Annotated in this window: 16 protein-coding genes; 10 read left to right on the forward strand and 6 right to left on the reverse strand. The window is 71.7% G+C overall.

The features are described 5' to 3' along the window. The first annotated feature begins 42 nt into the window (after positions 1-42). Positions 43-1,011 carry an AraC family transcriptional regulator gene (locus WMF42_RS42135; protein ID WP_437688767.1) on the forward strand — a complete coding sequence of 323 codons (969 nt, stop codon included), beginning with the start codon at positions 43-45 and terminating at the stop codon, positions 1,009-1,011. A gap of 43 nt (positions 1,012-1,054) precedes the next feature. On the opposite strand, the gene WMF42_RS42140 is transcribed toward WMF42_RS42135, so the two are convergent. Next, positions 1,055-1,747 carry a TetR/AcrR family transcriptional regulator gene (locus WMF42_RS42140; protein ID WP_437688769.1) on the reverse strand — a complete coding sequence of 231 codons (693 nt, stop codon included), beginning with the start codon at positions 1,745-1,747 and terminating at the stop codon, positions 1,055-1,057. Positions 1,748-1,868: 121 nt separating this feature from the next. Here WMF42_RS42140 and WMF42_RS42145 point away from each other — a divergent pair, with 121 nt between their 5' ends. After that, on the forward strand, positions 1,869-2,639 hold the full coding sequence (locus tag WMF42_RS42145) for an SDR family NAD(P)-dependent oxidoreductase (RefSeq protein WP_061609106.1): 771 nt from the start codon (positions 1,869-1,871) through the stop codon (positions 2,637-2,639). A 39-nt stretch (positions 2,640-2,678) separates the two neighbouring features. On the opposite strand, the gene WMF42_RS42150 is transcribed toward WMF42_RS42145, so the two are convergent. Next, complete coding sequence (locus WMF42_RS42150) at positions 2,679-3,179, reverse strand: VOC family protein (protein ID WP_061609112.1); 501 nt, start codon at positions 3,177-3,179, stop codon at positions 2,679-2,681. 199 nt (positions 3,180-3,378) lie between these two features. On the opposite strand from WMF42_RS42150, the gene WMF42_RS42155 reads away from it, so the two are divergent. From WMF42_RS42155 to WMF42_RS42170, 4 genes are all read left to right on the forward strand, one after another. Beyond that, a complete protein-coding gene (locus WMF42_RS42155; RefSeq protein WP_061609107.1) occupies positions 3,379-5,901 on the forward strand; it encodes a catalase in 2,523 nt (840 codons plus the stop codon). Between the two features lie 159 nt (positions 5,902-6,060). Next, a complete protein-coding gene (locus WMF42_RS42160) occupies positions 6,061-6,963 on the forward strand; it encodes a pseudouridine-5'-phosphate glycosidase (protein WP_437694422.1) in 903 nt (300 codons plus the stop codon). 232 nt (positions 6,964-7,195) lie between these two features. Then, the gene (locus WMF42_RS42165; protein ID WP_437688773.1) at positions 7,196-7,366 is read left to right on the forward strand and encodes a PfkB family carbohydrate kinase; all 171 of its coding nucleotides are present in this window, start codon (positions 7,196-7,198) and stop codon (positions 7,364-7,366) included. A gap of 86 nt (positions 7,367-7,452) precedes the next feature. Further along, positions 7,453-10,485 (forward strand): Kelch repeat-containing protein, encoded by a 3,033-nt coding sequence (locus WMF42_RS42170; protein WP_437688775.1) that lies wholly within the window; start codon positions 7,453-7,455, stop codon positions 10,483-10,485. Positions 10,486-10,548: 63 nt separating this feature from the next. Here WMF42_RS42170 and WMF42_RS42175 read toward each other — a convergent pair whose 3' ends face one another. Then, positions 10,549-11,634, reverse strand: a complete 1,086-nt coding sequence (locus WMF42_RS42175) for an aldo/keto reductase (protein WP_437688777.1) — start codon at positions 11,632-11,634, stop codon at positions 10,549-10,551. A 141-nt stretch (positions 11,635-11,775) separates the two neighbouring features. On the opposite strand from WMF42_RS42175, the gene WMF42_RS42180 reads away from it, so the two are divergent. Further along, positions 11,776-12,603, forward strand: coding sequence for a helix-turn-helix domain-containing protein (locus tag WMF42_RS42180; RefSeq protein WP_437688779.1), 828 nt, complete (start codon positions 11,776-11,778; stop codon positions 12,601-12,603). Between the two features lie 183 nt (positions 12,604-12,786). Here WMF42_RS42180 and WMF42_RS42185 read toward each other — a convergent pair whose 3' ends face one another. From WMF42_RS42185 to WMF42_RS42195, 3 genes are all read right to left on the reverse strand, one after another. Continuing rightward, entirely contained in the window at positions 12,787-13,446 is a 660-nt protein-coding gene (locus WMF42_RS42185; protein ID WP_437688781.1) for a DUF4360 domain-containing protein, read from the reverse strand. Further along, a complete protein-coding gene (locus WMF42_RS42190; protein WP_437688783.1) occupies positions 13,443-13,622 on the reverse strand; it encodes a hypothetical protein in 180 nt (59 codons plus the stop codon). Before WMF42_RS42190 ends, WMF42_RS42185 begins: the two co-directional genes overlap by 4 nt. A gap of 260 nt (positions 13,623-13,882) precedes the next feature. Next, positions 13,883-15,049: a cellulase family glycosylhydrolase gene (locus WMF42_RS42195; RefSeq protein WP_437688785.1), complete on the reverse strand. Its 1,167-nt coding sequence runs from the start codon at positions 15,047-15,049 to the stop codon at positions 13,883-13,885. A gap of 494 nt (positions 15,050-15,543) precedes the next feature. Between WMF42_RS42195 and WMF42_RS42200 the strand changes: the two genes are divergently transcribed. The 3 genes from WMF42_RS42200 to WMF42_RS42210 all read left to right on the forward strand — a co-directional run bounded on the left by WMF42_RS42200 (position 15,544) and on the right by WMF42_RS42210 (position 19,688). Further along, entirely contained in the window at positions 15,544-16,257 is a 714-nt protein-coding gene (locus WMF42_RS42200) for a glutathione S-transferase family protein (protein ID WP_437688787.1), read from the forward strand. A gap of 130 nt (positions 16,258-16,387) precedes the next feature. Continuing rightward, positions 16,388-17,206 carry a hypothetical protein gene (locus WMF42_RS42205; RefSeq protein WP_437688789.1) on the forward strand — a complete coding sequence of 273 codons (819 nt, stop codon included), beginning with the start codon at positions 16,388-16,390 and terminating at the stop codon, positions 17,204-17,206. Between the two features lie 445 nt (positions 17,207-17,651). Beyond that, on the forward strand, positions 17,652-19,688 hold the full coding sequence (locus tag WMF42_RS42210; RefSeq protein WP_437688791.1) for an arylsulfatase: 2,037 nt from the start codon (positions 17,652-17,654) through the stop codon (positions 19,686-19,688). The last annotated feature ends 11 nt before the right edge of the window (positions 19,689-19,699 follow it).

Genomic DNA, 19,699 nt, shown 5'->3' on the forward strand with positions numbered 1-19,699 from the left:
ATACCATGGCGGCTGTGGACGTTCAGTGATATATAATCCACTGTGGTTGATGAATCGTCCCGGGAGACCGCCGCCGATCCGCTGAGCGGCGTCCTCGAGGCGGTCCGCCTGCGCGGGAGCGTCTTCGGCGCGGGCGAGCTCGGGGCGCCCTGGGGCGTGCAGACGCCGGGGATCCCGGAGCTCGTCTGCTACGTGGTCGTCCGGGGAGCGGCGCACCTCGCGTTGCTCGACGCGCCGCAGGCTCAGGTCGCGATCGCGAGCGGCGACGTGGTCCTCGTGGCGGCGGGGCGCGCGCACGCGCTGCGGGACAGCCCGGGGAGCGCGGTGGTCTCGTTCGACGAGCTCCGCCGCGCGGCCGGAGATGGGCCCGGCCCGCTCCGGCGGGGCGGCTCGGGACCTCGCACGACGCTGGTCTGCGGGTCGCTCGCGATCGACGAGGCCGGACGCGCCCTCCTGGGGTCGGCGCTGCCGGGCTTCCTGCACCTCCCCGCCGAGGCGGCGGGCCCCGGGCTCCTCGGCGTGCTGGGCGCGCTGGCGAGCGAGGTCGCGGCGCCTCGGCCGGGCTCGGGGGCCGCGCTCACGCGGCTCGCCGAGCTCGTCTTCATCCACGCGCTGCGCGCCTCCATCGCGCGAGGCGTCGCCGGCGCAGGGTGGCTGCGAGCGCTCGGGCACCCTTCGATCGCGCGCGCGCTCGCCGCGATCCACGCGGATCCTGGCGCCCCGTGGACGGTCGACGCGCTCGCCGGGCACGCCGGGATGTCGCGCTCAGCGTTCGCCGCCGAGTTCCGCCGTCAGGTGGGCGAGCCGCCGCTCGCGCACGTGATGGCGTGGCGAATGCGCCACGCCGCGAGGCTGCTCGAGGAGGGGCGCCTGAGCATCAAGGACATCGCGGCGAAGGTGGGCTACGGGTCCGACGAGGCGTTCAACCGCGTGTTCAAGGGCTGGGCCGGTGTCCCGCCCGGCGAATACCGCCGCCGTCCGAGGCCGGGCCCGCGAGATGCGCCCGGATGAGCTGGGGATCCTGCTCCCGACATGGGCGCTGCGATTCGCCCACTCATCCGCGGGCCGGCCTGCTCTTCCTCCTCCCGCCGGGCTTCTTCAGCGTCTCCACCGCCTCCGCGCTCTTGCCCGCCCGCGCCCCCCGGGCCGCAGGCTCGACCCTGGCCAGCGCTGCGCACGCGAGGTCGGGCAGGGTCGCCCTCATCCACGCGGGGTCCACGACGCCGGGCGCGGAGAGGTAGGCGCGGCAGGCCTGGTGCGCCGGGCCGAGCAGCACGACGTCGAGCGTCACCTCGGACGAGCGCGCCCCGGAGAAGACGCCGAGCTCCGCGAGGTGCGCCGTCATCTCCGCCTTGAGCCGCGCCTTGGTCTCACAGAGCGCGGCGCGGTGATGCCCGTCCAGCTCCAGCGCGAGCGCCTGGTACATGAAGCGCGCCTCGGCCTCGTGCTCGAACACCCAAGTCAGGTGCGCCTCCACGAGCGCCCGCACCGCCGAGCGCGCCGTCCTCGCGGCGAGCACGCGCGCGGTCATGGCCCCCGCCAGCCGCGCGAAGGTCCGCTCGAGCAGCGCCGCGACAAGCGCCGGGAAGTCCTCGAAGAGGTGGTACACGCTCGAAGGGCTCGCGCCCGCCTCCTTGCGGACGTCCTCGATGCCGGTGCGCAACAGGCCACGCTGCTCGAAACAGCGGAGCGCCGCGTCCAGCAGCGCCTCCCGGCGGGCCACGCCGCTCTGTCGAGCCACCGCCATGGCCTCTCCCCTACCGCAGCCCGGCGCCGCTGACCAGCCTGCCTTGTTGGAGGATTCTTCCATTTTGTTGTGGAAGTTTATTCCAGCTTGTTTACCTTACCCGTCGAAAGCGAGGTGTCGCATGGAGCTGGGGCTGGAGAAGAGGGCCGCGCTGGTGACAGGTGGCTCGCAGGGGATCGGCAAGGAGGTGGCGTTGCAGCTCGCGGCCGAGGGCGCCCGCGTGGCGCTCACCTACCGGAGCGGGCGTGAGAAGGCCCGAGAGGTCGTCCAGGAGATCGAGCGCCGGGGCGGCGAGGCGCTCGCGCTGGAGCTCGACCTCGGATCGCTCGAGTCGATCAAGGCGGCCGTCTCGGCCGTCCTGGAGCGCTTCGGGCAGCTCGATGTCCTCGTCAACAACGCGGTCCGCTGGAGCGAGCGCCTGCCCTGGGAGGCGCCGCGCTTCGAGGACATCCCGCTCGACGAGTGGCAGGGCACCATCCACGACAACGTCGACGGCGCCTTCGCCGCCATCCAGGCCGCGGTGCCCTCCATGCGCGCCCGCGGCTGGGGCCGTATCGTCAACCTCTCCTCGGGCGCCGCGCTCGACGGGGTGGTGGGCTCCGGCCCGTACGCCGCCGCCAAGTCGGCGCTCCACGGGCTCACCGCGGTGCTCGCGCGCGAGCTCGGGCCGCACGGGATCCTGGCCAACGTGGTGGTCCCGGGATTGACCCTGACCGACAGGGTGAGCGCGCGGAGTTCACCGGAGTTCGCGGAGCGGCGCGGGAAGGCGTATCCGGTGGGGCGGCTCCTGCGGGCCGAGGAGGTCGCGCCCACCATCGTCTTCCTGTGCTCGGCGGCGAACACCGCTGTCACCGGGGAGATCGTGCGCGCGAGCGGCGGCCGGCCGATGTGATCAGGGGATGGACCCCGGGGGAGGGAGGCGCGCCCCTCGTCACGCTTGCTCGGGCACGCCCCCCGCGAAGGGCGCGGGCAACGGGAGCTTGACGTCCTCGGCCAGGTTGCCCTTGCCAGGGACGTGGTTGATCTCGAGCCGGATGCCGTCCGGATCCTCGAACACGATGGAGTAGTAGCCGGCCGCCCACGCGCCCTCCTCCGGCGCGTGCACGAGCTTGCCGCCGAGCGCGGCCAGCGTGCCCTCGAAGAACGCGTGGAATGCGTCGATGTCCTCGCGGCTGCGGGCGCGGAAGCACAGGTGGTGCAGGCCGGGCTTGTACTGGTGGAATCGGGTGCCGACGTGCTCCGGGTTCACGGGGCGAATCAACAGGCCTGTCTTGCCGCCGATGTAATAGAGCGAGGGCCGCTCGTCCTCGGTGCCAGGATCGTCGTACTGGCACTGCATCTCGAAGTGCTCGCACAGCGCGCGATAGAACGCGCGGCTGCGCGGGAAGTCCGTGACCGAGAGCTGGATATGGGCAATGCCGGCGAGGTTCATGGCGAACACGATAGCGCACGTCCCCGGCCGCCCGCCCATCGCCGCGGCCGGCGGTACGGCGGCGCCCTACGAGCCCGCAGCGAGCCGACCGGGCGCCGCAACGGGCCTGGACGCGCGTCGGTCGCCCGGGCGCCTGCTTGAAGCGCGAGCGTTGGTGCGCTCTTTGCTGAAAGCCCGGCTCCCTCCCGGAGGCCATCACATGACCGATCGCAAGAACCCCGTGAATCCGTCGTCCAAAGAGCCGAGCGAAAAGGGCGCTGGCAGCGCGAAGCAATCGATGGGCGGCCCGTCGGCGAAGCCGCGGGCGGCGCGGCCGAAGCGCAGCCTCATCGAACGCGCGGCGACCGCGCTCGGCAGCGGGACGAGCAGCGAAGACGACGGGGTGCGCAACCTCGCGGCCGCCGACCGCCTCGACGCGAAGGTCGACGCCACCGAGGCGCTCGTCGCCGCCATCCCCGAAAATGTGAACAAGGCGGCCGAGTACGCGCTGCGCGGCAAAGTGCCACAGCCGCCGCAAGGTGCCACAGCCAAGCCGGAGAACCTCGACGCGACAGCCAGCACGATCACGGAGAGCAACGAGTCCGAGAAGAACGGCGCCAAGGCGGCGCCGGGCGCGAACCCGAACCAGGGGCCGCTGCAGAAGCACCGGGTCGACTCGCTCGGTCGGACGCTGACGACGAATCAGGGCGTGCCCGTCGGGGACAACCAGAACTCGCTGCGCGCGGGGCTGCGCGGCCCGACGCTGCTCGAAGACTTCATCCTGCGCGAGAAGATCACGCATTTCGATCACGAGCGCATTCCCGAGCGCGTCGTGCACGCGCGCGGCTCTGGCGCGCACGGCTACTTCGAGTGCACCGAGGACATCACCTCGCTCACCAAGGCCGCGCCGTTCGCGAAGGTCGGCAAGCGGACGCCTGTCTTCGTGCGCTTCTCGACCGTGGCGGGGGAGCGCGGCAGCGCCGACACGGTGCGCGACACGCGCGGCTTCGCCGTGAAGTTCTACACCGAGGAGGGCAACTGGGACCTCGTCGGCAACAACATGCCCGTCTTCTTCATCCAGGATCCGATGAAGTTTCCCGACGTTGTGCACGCCGTCAAGCCCGAGCCGCACCACCAGATGCCGCAGGCCTCGAGCGCGCACGACACCTTCTGGGACTTCATCTCGCTCATGCCCGAGTCGATGCACCACATCATGTGGCAGATGAGCGACCGGGCGATCCCCCGCAGCTTCCGCACGATGCAGGGCTTCGGCGTGCACACCTTCCGGTTCGTCAACTCGGCCGGTCAGGCGACGCTCGTGAAGTTCCACTGGACTCCGGTGCTCGGCACGCACTCGCTCGACTGGGACGAGGCGGTGAAGATCTCGGGCGCCGACCCCGACTTCCACCGCCGCGACCTCTGGGAGGCCATCGAGGGCGGCGCGTTCCCCGAGTACCTCTTGCAGATCCAGACGTTCACCGAGGCCGAGGCCGAGCGGTGGAGCTTCGACGTGCTCGACGCGACAAAGATCGTGCCGGAGGAGCTCGCGCCCCTGCGCACCGTCGGCCGGCTCGTCTTGAACCGCAACCCCGACAACTTCTTCGCCGAGACCGAGCAGGTCGCGTTCTGCACGCAGCACATCGTCCCCGGCATCGACTTCACGAACGACCCGCTGCTGCAGGGGCGCAACTTCTCGTACCTCGACACGCAGCTCTCGCGCCTCGGCGGGCCGAACTTCCACGAGATCCCGATCAACGCGCCGGTCGCCGAGGTGCACAACAACCAGCGCGACGGGTTCCACCGCCAGGCGATCAACCGCGGCCGCGTGAACTACGAGCCCAACTCCCTCGCCGGCGGCTGCCCGTTCCAGGCGGGCGCGCGCGGCTTCACCTCGGTCGCCGAGCGGCTGCTGGCGCAGCAGGCCGTGACCGAGCCGACCAAGCTGCGGGCGAAGCCCGAGAAGTTCGCCGACCACTTCACGCAGGCGCGCCTCTTCTGGGCGAGCCAGACCCCCATCGAGCGCTACCACATCGCGCGCGCCTTCCGCTTCGAGCTGACGCGCGTGCAGACCCAGGCCATCCGCGAGCGCATGGTCGCGATGCTGCGGAACGTCGACGAGGGGCTGGCCGCGCGCGTCGCGGCCGACCTCGGCATGCAGCTCCCCGAGCCGCTCTCGATGGTTGTGCCGCCCGTCGAGAACCCCGAGGTCGCCGTGTCGCCGGGCCTGTCGCTGTTCGCCCGGCCCGGCGACGGCCGCATCCTCGGCCGCCGCGTCGCGATCCTCGTCGCCGACGGCGTGAGCGGCGCGGCGTCGAGCGCCCTCTACGACGCGCTGCTGCTGGCGGGCGCGGTGCCCCGCTACGTCGGCGCGCGCCTCGGCGTTGTGCGCACCGTCGAGGGCGACGAGCTGCCTGTCGAGGTCACGATCGAGGCCGCCCCGAGCGTCCTCTTCGACGCGGCGGCGCTGCCGCCCGGCGCCGGCGCGGCGGCGCTGGCGCTCGACGGGCTCGCTGTCGAGTTCGTCCAGCTCCAGTTCCGCCACTGCAAGCCCCTGCTCGTGCCGGCGTCGGCCGCGTCGCTCGCCGCAGCCGCGGGCATCGGGGCCGCCGCGGCCGGCGCGGACGCCGACCCGGGCCTGCTCGTCCTGCCCGACGACGCGGTGGCCGATGCGGCCCCGGCGTTCATCAAGGCGATCGCCATGCACCGCGCGTGGCAACGCCAGACCGAGCCGCCGGCGGTCTGACCCCGGGTCGAACAGGACACGCGCTGTCCGACCCAGGGCAGGTCCCCACGGTGGGGCTTGACGTCTCCGGGGCGTCCGGATTCCTTGGGCGTAACACCCTCGCAGCCGAAGGATCTCAGCGTGTCGCTCAAGGACCATCTCTCCATCTCGCCCGAGGTCATGAGAGCGCTCGCCGACGGCTTGCCGGTGGTGGCGCTGGAGTCGACGATCATCACGCACGGCATGCCGCCTCCGCAGAACCTCGAGATGGCGCGGCGCGTGGAGGCGGTGGTCCGCCGGAGCGGGGCCGTGCCGGCGACGATCGCCATCATGGACGGCAAGCTCGTGGTGGGCGTGGAGGCCGACGATCTCGAGCGGCTGGCCAGGGCGGGCGGCAAGGCGGCGAAGGCCTCGCGGCGCGACGTGGCGGCGCTCCTGGTCTCGGGCGCGATGGCCGGGACGACCGTGGCGACCACGATGATGGCGGCGGCCTGGGCCGGTATCCAGGTGTTCGCCACGGGCGGCATCGGCGGCGTGCATCGCGGGGCGGAGACGACCTTCGACATCTCCGCCGACCTGGAGGAGCTGCGCCAGACGCAGGTGGCGGTGGTGTGCGCGGGGGCCAAGTCGATCCTCGACATCCCGAAGACGCTGGAGACGCTCGAGACGAGCGGCGTGCCGGTGCTGGGCTACAAGACAGAGGATTTCCCGGCCTTCTGGGCGCGGCAGAGCGGGCAGAAGGTGGACCACAGGGTCGAGAGCGCCGAGGAAGCGGCCAGGGTCATCGCGCTGCAGTTCGAGCTCGGCCTGGGCGGGATCCTGGTGACCAACCCGATCCCCGAGAGCCATGCCGTGGACGCCAGGGCGATGGAGGCGTGGATCGCGGAGGCGATCCAGGGCGCCGAGGCAGAGGGCGTGAGCCGCAAGGACCTGACGCCGTTCCTCCTGAAGCGCATCGTCGAGCTCACCGGGGGCAAGAGCCTCATCGCCAACATCGCTCTGGTCGAGAACAACGCGGCTGTGGCGGCGGAGATCGCTGTGGCGATGAGCAAGCTCGGGGCAAGGCCGAAGGCCACGGCATGAGCGAGGCCGGCCGCGTTCTCGTGGTCGGCGACGTGATGACGGACGTGATCGTCCGTCCCGAGGGGCCGCATATCGAGGCCTATTTCAAGGGCTTCCATGTCGACCCGATCCTCGTGGCCGACCCGCAGGAGGCGTCGGGCGTGCTGGTCGTCCTCGTCGACGCCGACGGGGAGCGGAGCTTCCTCACCGACCGGGGGGCGAACCTCGCGCTCGAGCCTTCGGACATGCCCGTGTGGCTCCTCGACGAGACGCGGCGACAGGGGCCGGCGACGCGTTCGCGGCCGGGTTCATCGCCGCGGAGATCGAGGGCGCGGGCGAGGCGGAGTGCCTGCGGCGCGGGATCGAGGCGGGATCGAGGGCGGTGACGCGGCTGGGAGGGCAGCCGGAGCCCCGAGGGGCTTGATGCGGACGGAAGCTTCACGGCTTCCTCTCCGCCGCGGCGATCGCTTTGTCTTGACAGTCAAGTCGCTGACGCCGCTATCGTCGAGCGTGCGTTCACCCTCATTCCTGCGCCGCCTCGCCCCTGTCCTGCTCATCGCGCCGCTCGCCGCGGCGCTCGGCTGCACTGGCGACGATGTCCCACGAGGTCGCGCAGTGGAGCACGGCATCGGGGCGGCTGCCGCCGCGCTCACGGCGCCGCGCTGGGACGTGGCGCCGCCGATGAACGTCGCCCGGAGCAGGCACACGGCGACGCGTTTGCTCGACGGGAGGGTCCTCGTGGCCGGCGGAGCGAGCGCCACGGCCGAGGTGTACGACCCGGACACGAATGCATGGACGCTCGTCGCGTCGATGAGCATGCCGCACACGGGCCATACAGCGACGCTCCTTCCGGACGGCAGGGTCGTCGTGGTCGGCGGCGCGAACGAGGCCGGCGTCGAGATCTACGACCCCGCCACGGATACATGGACGCTCGCCGCGCCGCTCCTCTCGCCGCGCGAGCGCCACACGGCGACGCTCCTGCCCGATGGCCGGATCCTCGTGGCCGCGGGCGACATCGACGAGTGGGTGATGAGCTCGAGCGAGATCTACGATCCCGTCGCGGACACGTGGACCGCCACGGGGTCGATGGCGCAGGGGCGCTCCTCCCATGCGGCCGCGCTCTTGCCGGACGGCGACGTCCTCGTGGTGGCCGGGGTGGGCTCCTCGAGCGACCCCATCGGCAGCGCGGAGCGCTACGATCCGGCCACGGACACGTGGACCGCCGCGGGCTCGGTCCAGAACCGCGAAGGGCACACGGCGACGCTCCTCGTGAATGGCAAGGTGCTCGTCGCCGGCGGCTACACCGATTACGGCGGCGAGGGGTTCACCTCCACGAACCGCAGCGCGGCGCTCTACGATCCGGCGAGCAACACCTGGTCGGCCGCGACGCCGATGAACGTCACCCACTACGGGCACACGGCCACGCCGCTCGCCGATGGCCGGGTGCTTGTCGCCGGCGGCGGCGCGCTCACGGAGCTCTACGATCCGGCGAGCGGGAGGTGGTCGCTCGGCAGGTACCTGAACGCGGACCGGAGCGGCCACACCGCCACGGCGCTCGCCGGCGGGCGGGTGCTCGTGGCCGGCGGCGGGGGCACGAGTGTCGAGAGCCTCACCCTCGCGGCCCCGGGCGCCTCTTGCCTCTTCGCGGGCGAGTGCGCGAGCGGCTTCTGCGTCGACGGCGTCTGCTGCGACACAGCGTGTGACGCGGGCTCGTGCGACGCGTGCGCGGTGGCCGCGGGCGCGTCGGCGAACGGCACCTGCACGCCGCTGAGCGGCGCCGTGTGCGGCAGCGCCGACGGCTGCACGGCGAACGGCGTCTGCCAGGCGGGCGCCTGCGTCGGGGATGAGCCGGTCGGCTGCGAGCCCGCGTGGACGCCCGCCGGGAACATGCCCGTGGCGCGGCACGACGGCTCGTGGGCCGAGCTCGCCGACGGCCGCGTGCTCGTGGCCGGCGGGTACGACAACGACTGGAGCGATACCCTGTCCGCGAACCTCTATGATCCGGCGACGAACGCGTGGAGCGACGTCGCGCCGATCTCGCGCGTGCGCCGCAAGCCCGCGTCGATCCGGGTCTCGACAGGCGAGATCCTCGTCGTGGGCGGTGACGCTCCGTCGACGGCCGAGGCCTACGATCCGGCGAGCGACACGTGGACGCTCACCGGCGCCATGGCCGCGCACCACGACGCGAGCGCCGCCCTCGTGCGGCTCCCCGACGATCGCATCCTCGTCGTGGGCGGCGGGACGGCTGTCGCCGAGCTCTACGATCCGGCGACGAGGTCCTGGGCAGCGACGGGCCCGCTCGGCGTCGCGCGTTCGCGGCATTCGGCGGTCCTCTTGCACGACGGCAAGGTGCTGGTGAGCGGCGGCGCTGGCGGCCCGGCGACGGCGGAGCTTTACGACCCGGCCACGGGGGTGTTCTCCCCGGCCGGGACGCTGACCTACGCGCATTCCGGGCACAGGGCGACGGTGCTGCTCGACGGCAGCGTGCTCGTGGTGAGCAGCGACGGCGCCGATCGGTATGACCCGGCCTCGAATACATGGACGCCCACGCAGGCGTTGCTCATGCCGCCCGCCGATTTCACGGCGGTGCTGCTCGGCGACGGTCGGGTGCTGGTCACGGGCGCGCGGAACGTCCCGCACGCGCAGGTCTACGACCCGGCGACGAACGACTGGACCGTGACCGGGCCCCTGGACGTCGCGCGCCGGCGTCACACGGCCACGCTGCTCGGGAACGGCATGGTGCTCATCGCGGGCGGCAGGGAATGGACGGGCGGCAGCGAGTGCACGCTCCGCAGCGCCGCGGTGTACAACCCGGTGACGAATGGCTGGTCGACGGTGCCGAGCCTGAGCAGGCTACGCGACGCTCCGTGGTCCGTGCTGCTCGAGGGCAACCGCGTCCTGGTCTTCGGTGGGCTACGGGCAGGGTGTTCGTCCGGAGACGGCGACCCCGAGGCGCATGAGAGCGCGGAGATCTACGAGGGCGGCGTCACCCCGGAGGGCAGCGGCGGAAGCGGCGGAGTCGGCGGCTCCGGCGGGTCCAGTGGAATCGGCGGGTCCAGCGGAATCGGCGGGTCCGGTGGTGGCTCCGGCGGAGTCGGCGGCTCCGGCGGAGTCGGCGGGTCCAGCGGAATCGGCGGGTCCGGTGGTGGCTCCGGCGGAGTCGGCGGCTCCGGCGGAGTCGGCGGCGCTGGTGGCGGCTCTGGCGGAGTCGGTGGCTCCAATGGTTCCGGCGGAAGCGGAGGCGAGGGAGGGAGCGGAGGCGTCGCCGGTGGAATGGGGGGCGCGGGCGGAATGGGCGAGGCTGGCGGCGATATGGCAGGCACTGGCGGTCAGGGCGGCACGGGTGGCGTGAGCGGCACCGGCGGCACCGGCGGCACCGGCGGCCTGAGCGGCACCGGCGGCGGCGGCGAAGAGCCGGGCGGCGGCTGCAGCGCCGCCGGCAGGTCCGCGGAGAACAGCGGGCGCGGCTTCGCGGCCCTCATGGCCCTGGGCGCCCTCTTCGTGCGCCGCCGGCGAGCCGAGCGCCCGCAGGCTGTGGCGTGAGCGCGGCGCCTCCGATGCTTGCCGCCCGGCAGGATCGCGAGGCCCGGGTCGTCACCTGCGTGCTCAGTACCGCTCGCTGTCGTTCTTCGGCGTCATCGGCGACGCCGGCGCGCCCTCGCCGTTGATCGTCGTGCCGCCGTTCATGAACGCGCCGGCCACGCGCAGGAAGTCGGCGGGGAAGTTGAGCGCCGGCGCCGAGAGCGCGTCGAGCGCGGCGACCTGACCGGGCGCGAGCTCGACCTCCAGGGAGCGGAGGTTGTCGTCGAGCTGCGCCAGCGTGCGCGCGCCGATGATGGTGGAGGTGACGCCCGGCCGGGCCACCACCCAGGCGAGCGCCACGCGCGCCGGCGTGGTCTCGAGATCCCTCGCGATCTCGACGAGCTTGTCGACGATGGCGTACGCCGTGTCGGTGAGCGCGGAGAGCACGAACGGGCCGCGATCGGCCCTGTGCTTGCCGGCGTTCTCCCGCGTGTACTTGCCGGAGAGCGCGCCGCTCTTGAGGGGCGACCAGGGCGTGACGCCGAGGCCCAGCTCGCGCGCCATGGGGATGAGCTCCCCCTCCACCGTGCGCTCGAGGAGCGAGTGCTCGATCTGCAGCGCGATGAACTGCGCCCACCCGCGGAAGCCCGCCAGTCCGTGCGCCTGCGCCACCTTCCACGCCGGCGTGTCGGAGACGCCGACGTAGCGGACCTTGCCGGCCGCCACCAGGTCGTGGAGGGCCTGCACTGTCTCCTCGATGGGGGTGTTCTTGTCCCAGACGTGCATCCAGTAGAGGTCGATGTAGTCGGTCTGCAGGCGGCGCAGCGACTGCTCGCACTGCGCGAAGATGGCCTTCCTCCCGGCGCCGCCGCCGTTGGGGTCGCCGGGGTAGAGGTTGGCTGTGAACTTGGTGGCGATCACCGCCCTGTCGCGCCTGCTCGGGTGGCGGCCGAGGTGGTCGCCGATGATCTTCTCGGAGTGGCCCTTGGTGTAGGCGTTGGCGGTGTCGATGAAGTTGCCGCCGCGCTCGATGAAGCGATCGAGGATCGCCTCGGACTCCTTGACGCTGGATCCGAAGCCGAGGTCTTCGCCGAAGGTCATGGCGCCGAGGCACAGGGGGCTGACGCGCAGCCCGGAGCGGCCGAGGGTGACGTAGTGGTCGAGGTTCATCGCGGTTCTCCTGGGGGTCCGGGGTGAAGGGCCCTTGCTGGACCGCACCGTGCGCCCGTGCCGGCGTGCAATCTTGGAGGAAACGGCCGAGACGGGGCCGGGCGGGTTGATGGCGGCCAGCGGCGAGCGCACGATGGAGTCGTGCCGGGATCGATCGAGCAGGCCATCGCGGGGCGCGCTCCACGCCAGGAGGTCGTCGCGCCAGCGTCGCGTGTGCTCCGCAATTTCGTCGTCGCCGCTCGCGCCATCACGCCGCCGATCGCGAACATCGACCTGCTGCCCGATGGCACGACGACGCTTGTCTTTCGCCTCCTCGACGCGGACCGCGGCGACATCGTCGTCCTCGGGCCTCAGACGCGGGCCCTGTACAAGCGCGTGCCGCGCTTGCTGCTCGCGGTTCAGGTGGTGTTTCGACCCGGCGGCGCGTACCCCTTCTTCGGTGTGCCGATGGACGAGCTCGCCGATCGCATGGTCCCGGCGCGCGATCTCTGGGGCCGGCGCGCCGACGCCCTGCTCGAGCAGCTGGTGGCGGTCGGGACCGGCGTCACGCTGGATCCAACGCGAGCTCGCGTGGAGGCGATCGAGCGCGCCCTCGAGGATCGCGTGCTCGGCCCCGACGTGTTCGAGCCCGCATCGGCGGCCGTCGCGCGCGCCGCGGTCCGGAGGCTCTCGCTCGGAGGGGTCACCGTGGAAGAGACGGCGCGCGCGCTCCACGTCAGCCCGCGGAACCTGCGACGCGCCTTCGCGGCGACAGTCGGCGTCTCGCCGAAGCAGTACGCGCGCATCACCCGCTTCCAGCGCGTCGTCTCGAACGTGCAGGTCGCCCGCGGGTCGTGGTCGGAGGTCGCCCTCGCGAGCGGGTACTGCGATCAGCCGCACCTGGTCAGGGAGTTCCGCGAGCTCGCGGGTCTCTCGCCGGTCGCGTTCATGAAGCGGCGCTCGACCAGCGAGATGGAGCGCGCGCGCTAGTCGATGGCGCGGGACGTCGGACCGCCGCCCTCCGCGCCGCGCAATGCCTCAGGCATCCTACCGTATAGCTGTACCCTGCTGGCGTGCTCCCGGGAACGGTTTTCGCTGGGACTTGAGCGCGGCCTGATTGCAGGGTGACAGGACAGCGCGAGCGGTTGACGCGACGGCAGGCCCTGGGTCGGTTCATTGACAGCGGCGCCAGGGGATCAGCCCGTCAATATAGTTGAACTCGACGGATGCTCTTCCCGTGCCGCCGATCGTGGCGCGGAGTTGCACGTTGACCGTGGCCGAGGTGGCACCACACGGGGCGCTGCCCGCTTGTCCCCCGGCAGGGATAGAGAGCAGCTCGAACACCCCTTCGACGTCCGTGTCGATGTTCTCGAACGTCTTGGAGACGCTGGCCGTGCCGGCCAGCGATTGGCTTGCTTGAACCATGACGACGGCTGCGTCTTCGGTATACACGTCACCAAACACATCCAAGGACGGCGCATCGAACGTGTAGCCCGCTGGAAACGTGTAGGTGACCTCGACGTCACAAGCGACGTCGTACGTGCCAAAGTCGTCGCGGCCCCCGCGAGCGTCGTCGAACGTGAGTGCGTATTCCTTGTTGGTATCCCCAACCTGCGTATTCATGGTTCCGCAGCCGGAGGCGGTTGCCTCGATCGAGACCTGGCTCGGGTCAGGCACGTCGCCGACGTCGAGGGCGGCCGGCTCGCCCTCCACCATCTCGCCTTCGCCGGAGGTGTCGACGCACGCGACGCACAGGGAGGAACAAAGCAGCATCGCGAGACACGACCGAACATGACGGTTCAAGATCTCGATGGCAAGTTGGAATCGTCTCATGACGTCCTCTCATGGTGACCGGACAAGCCGGTGCGAACGGGCGACGGCGTCCAGTTGGGGTAGTCTCCGGCGACGACCTTCGCGGGGGGCGCGCCGATCGCGCCGGGCTCGGGGGTGTCGGTGCAGCCGGGGTGCGGGTCCCAGACGTACGTGCCGACCGTCGGGAGGCAGCTCATGGACTTGATGGCGCGACGGAGACCAGCCCTTCAGATTATTTGATCAGGGCGTGCTCAGCCCGTTCGCTTGTCCGCCGCGTGCTTCGGCTTGCGGCCGGGCTTGCGCCCCGCGAGCGCCTCGCCGCCGTCCATTCCCACCGATCTGGAAGTCCCGGATCGGCGAGGGTTGCCCAGACGCGGGGGCCGCGAGGAGCCCCAGCGCGCTCGTCAGGCGTGCGGGCGCTGCACGCCCGGCAGAGGCGCGGGTCCGCGCCGCCGCGCTACCTGCAGGACCCGGTCTCGATGGAGTGCGGGCGCACCGAGGTGTTCTGGATGCTGTTCGGGTCGGTCACCGCGACCTCGCGGCCCCAGCCGGTGAGCCCTGCGAAGGTCCCGTCGGTCGTCATGTCGAACGGTCCGTCGTTCTGACAGTCGCTGTTCTTGACCGCGCCCCACGACCAGGCGAGCCACCCCACCTCGTGCTCGACGCTCTTGGCGAGGAGGGTCTTGTAATCGAACGGGTGCTTGCCGCACTCGTACACGGCGTGCTGCGCGAACTCGCCGACCATCAAAGGCAGGTTCAGCGCCACGGACTCTTCCAGCTCTTTGGTGATCGTGGCCCCGCTCCCGTCCGTCCACCACATGTGGACGCTGAGCAGGATGTTCGGATCGTGCGCGACGAGCGCGGGCCCGACGGCCTGGAGCTGGTCGATGTTCTGCCCCCATTTCGAGGCGTCGATCACGAGCGGAACCGTGATGCCGGCCTCGCGCATCCGGGTGATGGCCTGCTTGTAGCCCGCCTCCCACGCGGCGTTGTCCACCTGGTCCCCGACCTCGTTGCCGATGTTCACGAGCAGGTTCTGCTCGTGCTTCTTGATCACGGCCACGACGTCCGCCTTCGTCCAGTAGTCGACAAGGGTCGGCAGGAGCTCCCATTTCCCCGTGGCGTCGTGCAGCTCGACGATCGGGATGAGCTTCTGCGCGAGCGCGTTCGTGATGGCCTGATCGAGGCCCGCCGCGGACTCGGTGGCGAGCCAGACGATCCGCACCGTGTTGGCGCCGGTCTTCGCGATCTCCTGGAATTCCGGCAGGCCGTCGGGCCCTGACGCCAGCCAGACGACCATCTCGTTGACGCCCCGGAGCAGCACCTTCTCGCCGCAGCGGTCGTGGAGGAAGCGGCCGCGCACCGAGAACCCCGTCGACTCCTCGCCGCCCCCGGCGCCCGTGCCCGAGGTGGCGCTTGTGCTCGTCGTGGCGCCCGTGCCCGTCGTGGCGCCCGTGCTCGTCGTGGCGCCCGTGCCCGTCGTGGCGCCGCCGGTGCCGGACGTGGCTCCGGTGGCGCCCCCGCCCGTGCCCGACGCGTCCCCGCCCGCTCCGGTCGTCTCCTGTCCCGAGCCCTGCTGGCCGTCCGGGTCGTCCCCGCATCCCACGAAGAGGCCCAACGCCACGAGGGCTGCTCCGGCCCAACCAGCCACCGACCCATGAAGAACGCGCATCGTGATCTCCCTCTAGCTCTCTCCTGACCGCACCTGGCGACGTACGGCCCTGGTCGTGCGTGATCTCACGGCGACGCCCTCTCCTTGCTGCAAGGCGACAAGCGCCCTCGCGCGCCGCGCGGCGTCGCGAACGGCGCGCCGAACCCCCCTGCCTGGTCAGGCCTGGAAGGGACGCACGGCGAGGAGAGAACGCATTCCGTCCGCGGATCGACAAGAAACCAAGAAGCCGCGCACCCGGTCGCGCAAGCCACGCGCCAGCTACCCCTACGTCATGATCCGAGGTGCGAGGGAAGTGCAGCCAGCAAAGCACTTAAACGGTTCAGTGTCCAGGGCTTTCAAGGGGGGTCGCCCGGTCACGGCGCGCCGCCGGCTCGTCCCCCGGCGAGCGCTCGTGTACGCTGCCGCGCCCGGTGGGCCGCGTGGCCCGCGGGCAGCGAAGGACCGCCATGATCACCCTCTACCAGGGCCCCACCGCGTGGGGCATCCCGAACATCAGCCCGTTCTGTGTCAAGCTCGAGACCTGGCTGCGCATGGCCGGCCTCCCGTACGAGGTGCGCCCGGGCGACATGCGCGCCGCGCCGAAGGGCAAGATCCCGTACGTCGAGATCGACGGCCGCAAGATGGGCGACTCGCAGCTCGTCATCGAGCACCTGCAGCGCGTCCACGGCGACAGGCTCGACGCCCACCTGACCCCCGAGGCGCGCGCGCGCGGCCACGTGGTCCGGCGCATGCTCGACGAGGCGTTCTACTGGGTGCTCGTGTACGCGCGCTGGGCCGAGCCCGACGGCTGGGCCGCCTACCGCCCCGTCATCGTGTCGCTCCTGCCCCCGGTCATCGGCGGCCCGATCGCCGAGCTCATCCGGCGGAGCGTGAAGCGGACGCTCCGCGCGCAGGGCACCGGGCTCCACAGCCGCGAGGAGGTCCACGAGGCCGGCAAGGCGGACCTCACCGCGCTCGCCGCCCTGCTCGGCGATCAGCCGTTCCTGCTCGGGGCCGAGCCGAGCTCCGTGGACGCGACAGCCTATGCATTCCTCGTCAGCATCCTGCACTTCCCCGCCGACTCGCCGGTGAAGCGGCACGCCGCGGCCCAGGCGAACCTCGTCGCCTACTGCGAGCGCATGCGGCAGCGCTACTACGCCGACTGGAAGCCCCCCGCCTGACGTCACCCGCGCGCGCTCCGACGCGGCTGGCACGGCATTTCCTCGAGCGCTGTCTCGCCTCGCGCCGAGCGTCCGCGCCGGGAGCCTCCCACGCGCGGCCCTGGCACTCTCTGGTACAGGAGCGAACCCCATGACAGCCCTCCGATCATCCTTGTCTCACCGCGTCCCCCTGATCTCGCTCGCGATCGCCCTCTCCGGCGCGCTCGCGGGCTGCGGCCTCATCGGCGAGAGGACGTGCGAGTACGACGGCGTCGACTACAGGCCCGGCGACACGTTTCCCGACAGGGACGGGTGCAACGGCTGCTCCTGCACGGAGGACGGGGACGTCGCCTGCACCCTGATGGCGTGCACCCAGGGCTGCGTGTGGAAGGGGGTCACCCACGCGCCGGGCGCGTCGTTCCCTGCCGGGGACGGGTGCAATCGCTGCGCGTGCTCGAGCGACGGGACCGTCGCCTGCACCGAGATGGCGTGCGCCGGCGCCTGCACCTACGACGGGTACCCGTACATGCCCGGCGAGTCGTTCCCCGCGTCAGACGGCTGCAACACCTGCACGTGCGGCGAGGATGGCAGCGTCGCGTGTACGGAGGAGGGCTGTCCGGAGGGCTGCACCTACGGCGGTGTGGAGTACCAGCAGGGCGACAGCTTCGGCTCCCTCGACGGCTGCAACACGTGCACCTGCACCCCTGGCGGGGGCGTGGCCTGCACCGAGCGTTATTGCGGCTGCGACCCGTCGCGCGAGTGGTGGCGCCAGTACGTGACCACCAGCCCGGAGGAGTGCGCGGTCATCGACCTCGCCTGCACCGGAGGCCTGACCTCCGTCTCCAACGAGTGCGGCTGCGGCTGCGAGCAGGACCCGAGCTGCCCGCCCTCGTTCGACTGCAAGCCGCCCCTGGCCTGCGATCTGGACGAGATCCAGCGGCGCTGCCCGTACTCCGCGATCGATCGCTGAGCGGAGGAGCCGCCCCATGGCCACGCGCCAGCCCCACGGCGCGAAGATTCGTCTTGTATAGCGCCGCGTTGTCCGTTATAACGGACGAATGTTTCCTTCCGTCGTTGCCGCGCGGACATTCGGTGCTCACCCGGGGGTCCGAGGTGCGCGCCATCGAATGAGCGCTTGCCTGTCTTGCTGTAGTTAGCCGCATGCGCCGCGGCGCGAGCTGCGGCGAGGAGAACAGCGAGGCAGCGCGTCCGCGACGCGCGCGCCGCGCTGCCGTTCGTCGTGACGGCCGAGCCAAGCGGCTCATCACCGTCAGCGTCCGCCCTTCTCGTGGCGCGCCCGGCTGAGCTCTGCCAGCGCGCGAACCGAGGTGTCCCTTCAGGGGCACGGCGGCCACTCGCTCCGACGACGTTCGACTCCGTCATGCGGCGCTTCGATCACGCCCAAGGAGACAGGAATGAAGCGGTTCTTCGAACGACATCGATGGATTGGTTCGGCGCTCGCGAGCGGGCCCTGGTTGCTCGCCACGCTGCTCGGCCCGATCGGCTGCGGGAGCGACGACGACGCGGGCAGCGGCGGCAGCGGCGGCAGCGCCGGCAGCTCGACCGTCGGCTCTGGCGGCGCTGGCGGCGCCGGAGGTGCAGCGGGCTCGGGCGGCGCTGGCGGCGCCGGAGGTGCAGCGGGCTCGGGCGGCGGCGGTGCAGCGGGCTCGGGCGGCGCTGGCGGCGGCGGAGGTACTGCGGGCTCGGGCGGCGCTGGCGGCGCCGGAGGTACTGCGGGCTCGGGCGGCGATGCAGCGGGCTCGGGCGGCGATGGCGGCGCTGGAGGTACTGCGGGCTCGGGCGGCGGTGCAGCGGGCTCGGGCGGCGCTGGCGGCGCTGGCGGCGCTGGCGGCGCTGGCGGCGGGGGCGGCGCGGACGCCGAGCTGCCCAACATCGTCACGATCGTGGCCGACGATCTCGGCTTCTCGGACCTCGGCGCGTTCGGCGGCGAGATCAGCACCCCGAACCTCGACACGCTCGCCGCCGAGGGCCGCATCCTCACCGGGCACCGCTCCGGATCGCTCTGCGCGCCGACCCGCGCGATGCTGATCTCCGGCACCGACAGCCACGCCGTCGGGCTGGGCCGCATGGGCGGTGGCACCGGACCGCAAGCAGGGCAGCCCGGCTACGAGGGCCACCTGACCGACAACGCCCTGTCCGTCGCCGAGCTCCTGAAAGACGCCGGCTACCATACGTACATCGCCGGCAAGTGGCACCTCGGCGACGCGGAGGATCAGAGCCCGCCGGCGCGCGGCTTCGAGAGATCGTACGTCCTCCTCGGCGGCGTGGCGGCGTTCTTCAACGAGTACGCCGACCCGCCGACGGCCGCGCAGACGCAGCTCTATCGCGAGGACGGCCTGTACACGCAGCCGCCGCGCGACTTCTACGCGACCGAGCTCTACACGGACAAGCTCATCCAGTACATCGAGAGCAACCGCGCCGACGGCAAGCCGTTCTTCGCGTTCGCGACGTACACGACGCCGCACTGGCCGCTCCAGGCGCCGCCCGCGTACATCGACAGGTACCGCGGCCGCTACGACGCGGGCCACGACGCCATCCGCGAGCAGCGCCTCGCGCGGCTCAAGAGCCGCGGCATCATCCCCGAGTCGTTCACGCCCAACCCCCGCTTGCCGAGCGACGGCAGCAACCCGAAGACATGGGAACAGCTCACGCCCGAGGAGAGGATCTACGAAGCGCGGCGCATGGAAATCTACGCCGCCATGGTCGAGAACCTCGACGCCAACGTCGGCAGGTTGATCCAGTACCTCAAGCGCGTCGGCGAGTACGAGAACACCTTCATCTTCTTCCAGTCCGACAACGGCGCGGAAGGTGGCAATCGCGAGGGCTTCGCCGCCAACGACCCGAGCCGCTCCGGGCCGGTGGTGAACACGCTCGAGAACCTGGGTCGACCGGGCTCGTACATCGGCGTCGGACCCCGCTGGGCCGAGGTGAGCGCCACGCCGTTCCGGCTGTGGAAGAGCTACACGACCGAAGGCGGCGTCGCCGTTCCGGCCATCGCCCGGCTTCCGGGACAGCACCACGCCAGGCCGCAGTTCGACGGGACCACGCACGTCGTCGATTTCCTGCCGACCGTTCTCGAGCTGGCCGGCGTGCCCACCCCGGGGAGCACCTACAAGGGCAGGGCGGTCGCGCCGATCAGCGGGCACTCGATCCTGCCGGTGCTCGAGGATCGGGCGACCGGCGTGCGCGCGCCCGGTGAGGCGTTGATCTGGGAGCACGGCAACCACCGCTACGTGATCCGCGACAACTGGAAGCTGCTGTGGCTCGGCGCGCCGTATGGCCCGACGCCGCGCGCCTGGACGCTGTACGATCTGGCCACCGACCGCGGCGAGATCAACGACGTGTCCGCGGCTCATCCGGACGTGGCGGCCGAGCTCTCCGCCGCGTGGGCGCAGTACGCCACCGACCGAAGGGTCATCCTCACCGAGTAACAGCGCGCCGC

The organism is Sorangium sp. So ce176, from assembly GCF_051519835.1.
Classification (GTDB): Bacteria; Myxococcota_A; Polyangia; order Polyangiales; family Polyangiaceae; genus Sorangium; species Sorangium cellulosum_G.

Coding starts and splice junctions, on each gene's coding strand:
- WMF42_RS42205 (WP_437688789.1), top strand. CDS start 16,388: ATGACAGCCCTCCGATCATCCTTGTCTCACCGCGTCCCCCTGATCTCG.
- WMF42_RS42145 (WP_061609106.1), top strand. CDS start 1,869: ATGGAGCTGGGGCTGGAGAAGAGGGCCGCGCTGGTGACAGGTGGCTCG.
- WMF42_RS42190 (WP_437688783.1), bottom strand. CDS start 13,622: ATGAGCTGCCTCCCGACGGTCGGCACGTACGTCTGGGACCCGCACCCC.
- WMF42_RS42155 (WP_061609107.1), top strand. CDS start 3,379: ATGACCGATCGCAAGAACCCCGTGAATCCGTCGTCCAAAGAGCCGAGC.
- WMF42_RS42140 (WP_437688769.1), bottom strand. CDS start 1,747: ATGGCGGTGGCTCGACAGAGCGGCGTGGCCCGCCGGGAGGCGCTGCTG.
- WMF42_RS42200 (WP_437688787.1), top strand. CDS start 15,544: ATGATCACCCTCTACCAGGGCCCCACCGCGTGGGGCATCCCGAACATC.
- WMF42_RS42150 (WP_061609112.1), bottom strand. CDS start 3,179: ATGAACCTCGCCGGCATTGCCCATATCCAGCTCTCGGTCACGGACTTC.
- WMF42_RS42185 (WP_437688781.1), bottom strand. CDS start 13,446: ATGAGACGATTCCAACTTGCCATCGAGATCTTGAACCGTCATGTTCGG.
- WMF42_RS42210 (WP_437688791.1), top strand. CDS start 17,652: ATGAAGCGGTTCTTCGAACGACATCGATGGATTGGTTCGGCGCTCGCG.
- WMF42_RS42160 (WP_437694422.1), top strand. CDS start 6,061: ATGAGAGCGCTCGCCGACGGCTTGCCGGTGGTGGCGCTGGAGTCGACG.
- WMF42_RS42175 (WP_437688777.1), bottom strand. CDS start 11,634: ATGAACCTCGACCACTACGTCACCCTCGGCCGCTCCGGGCTGCGCGTC.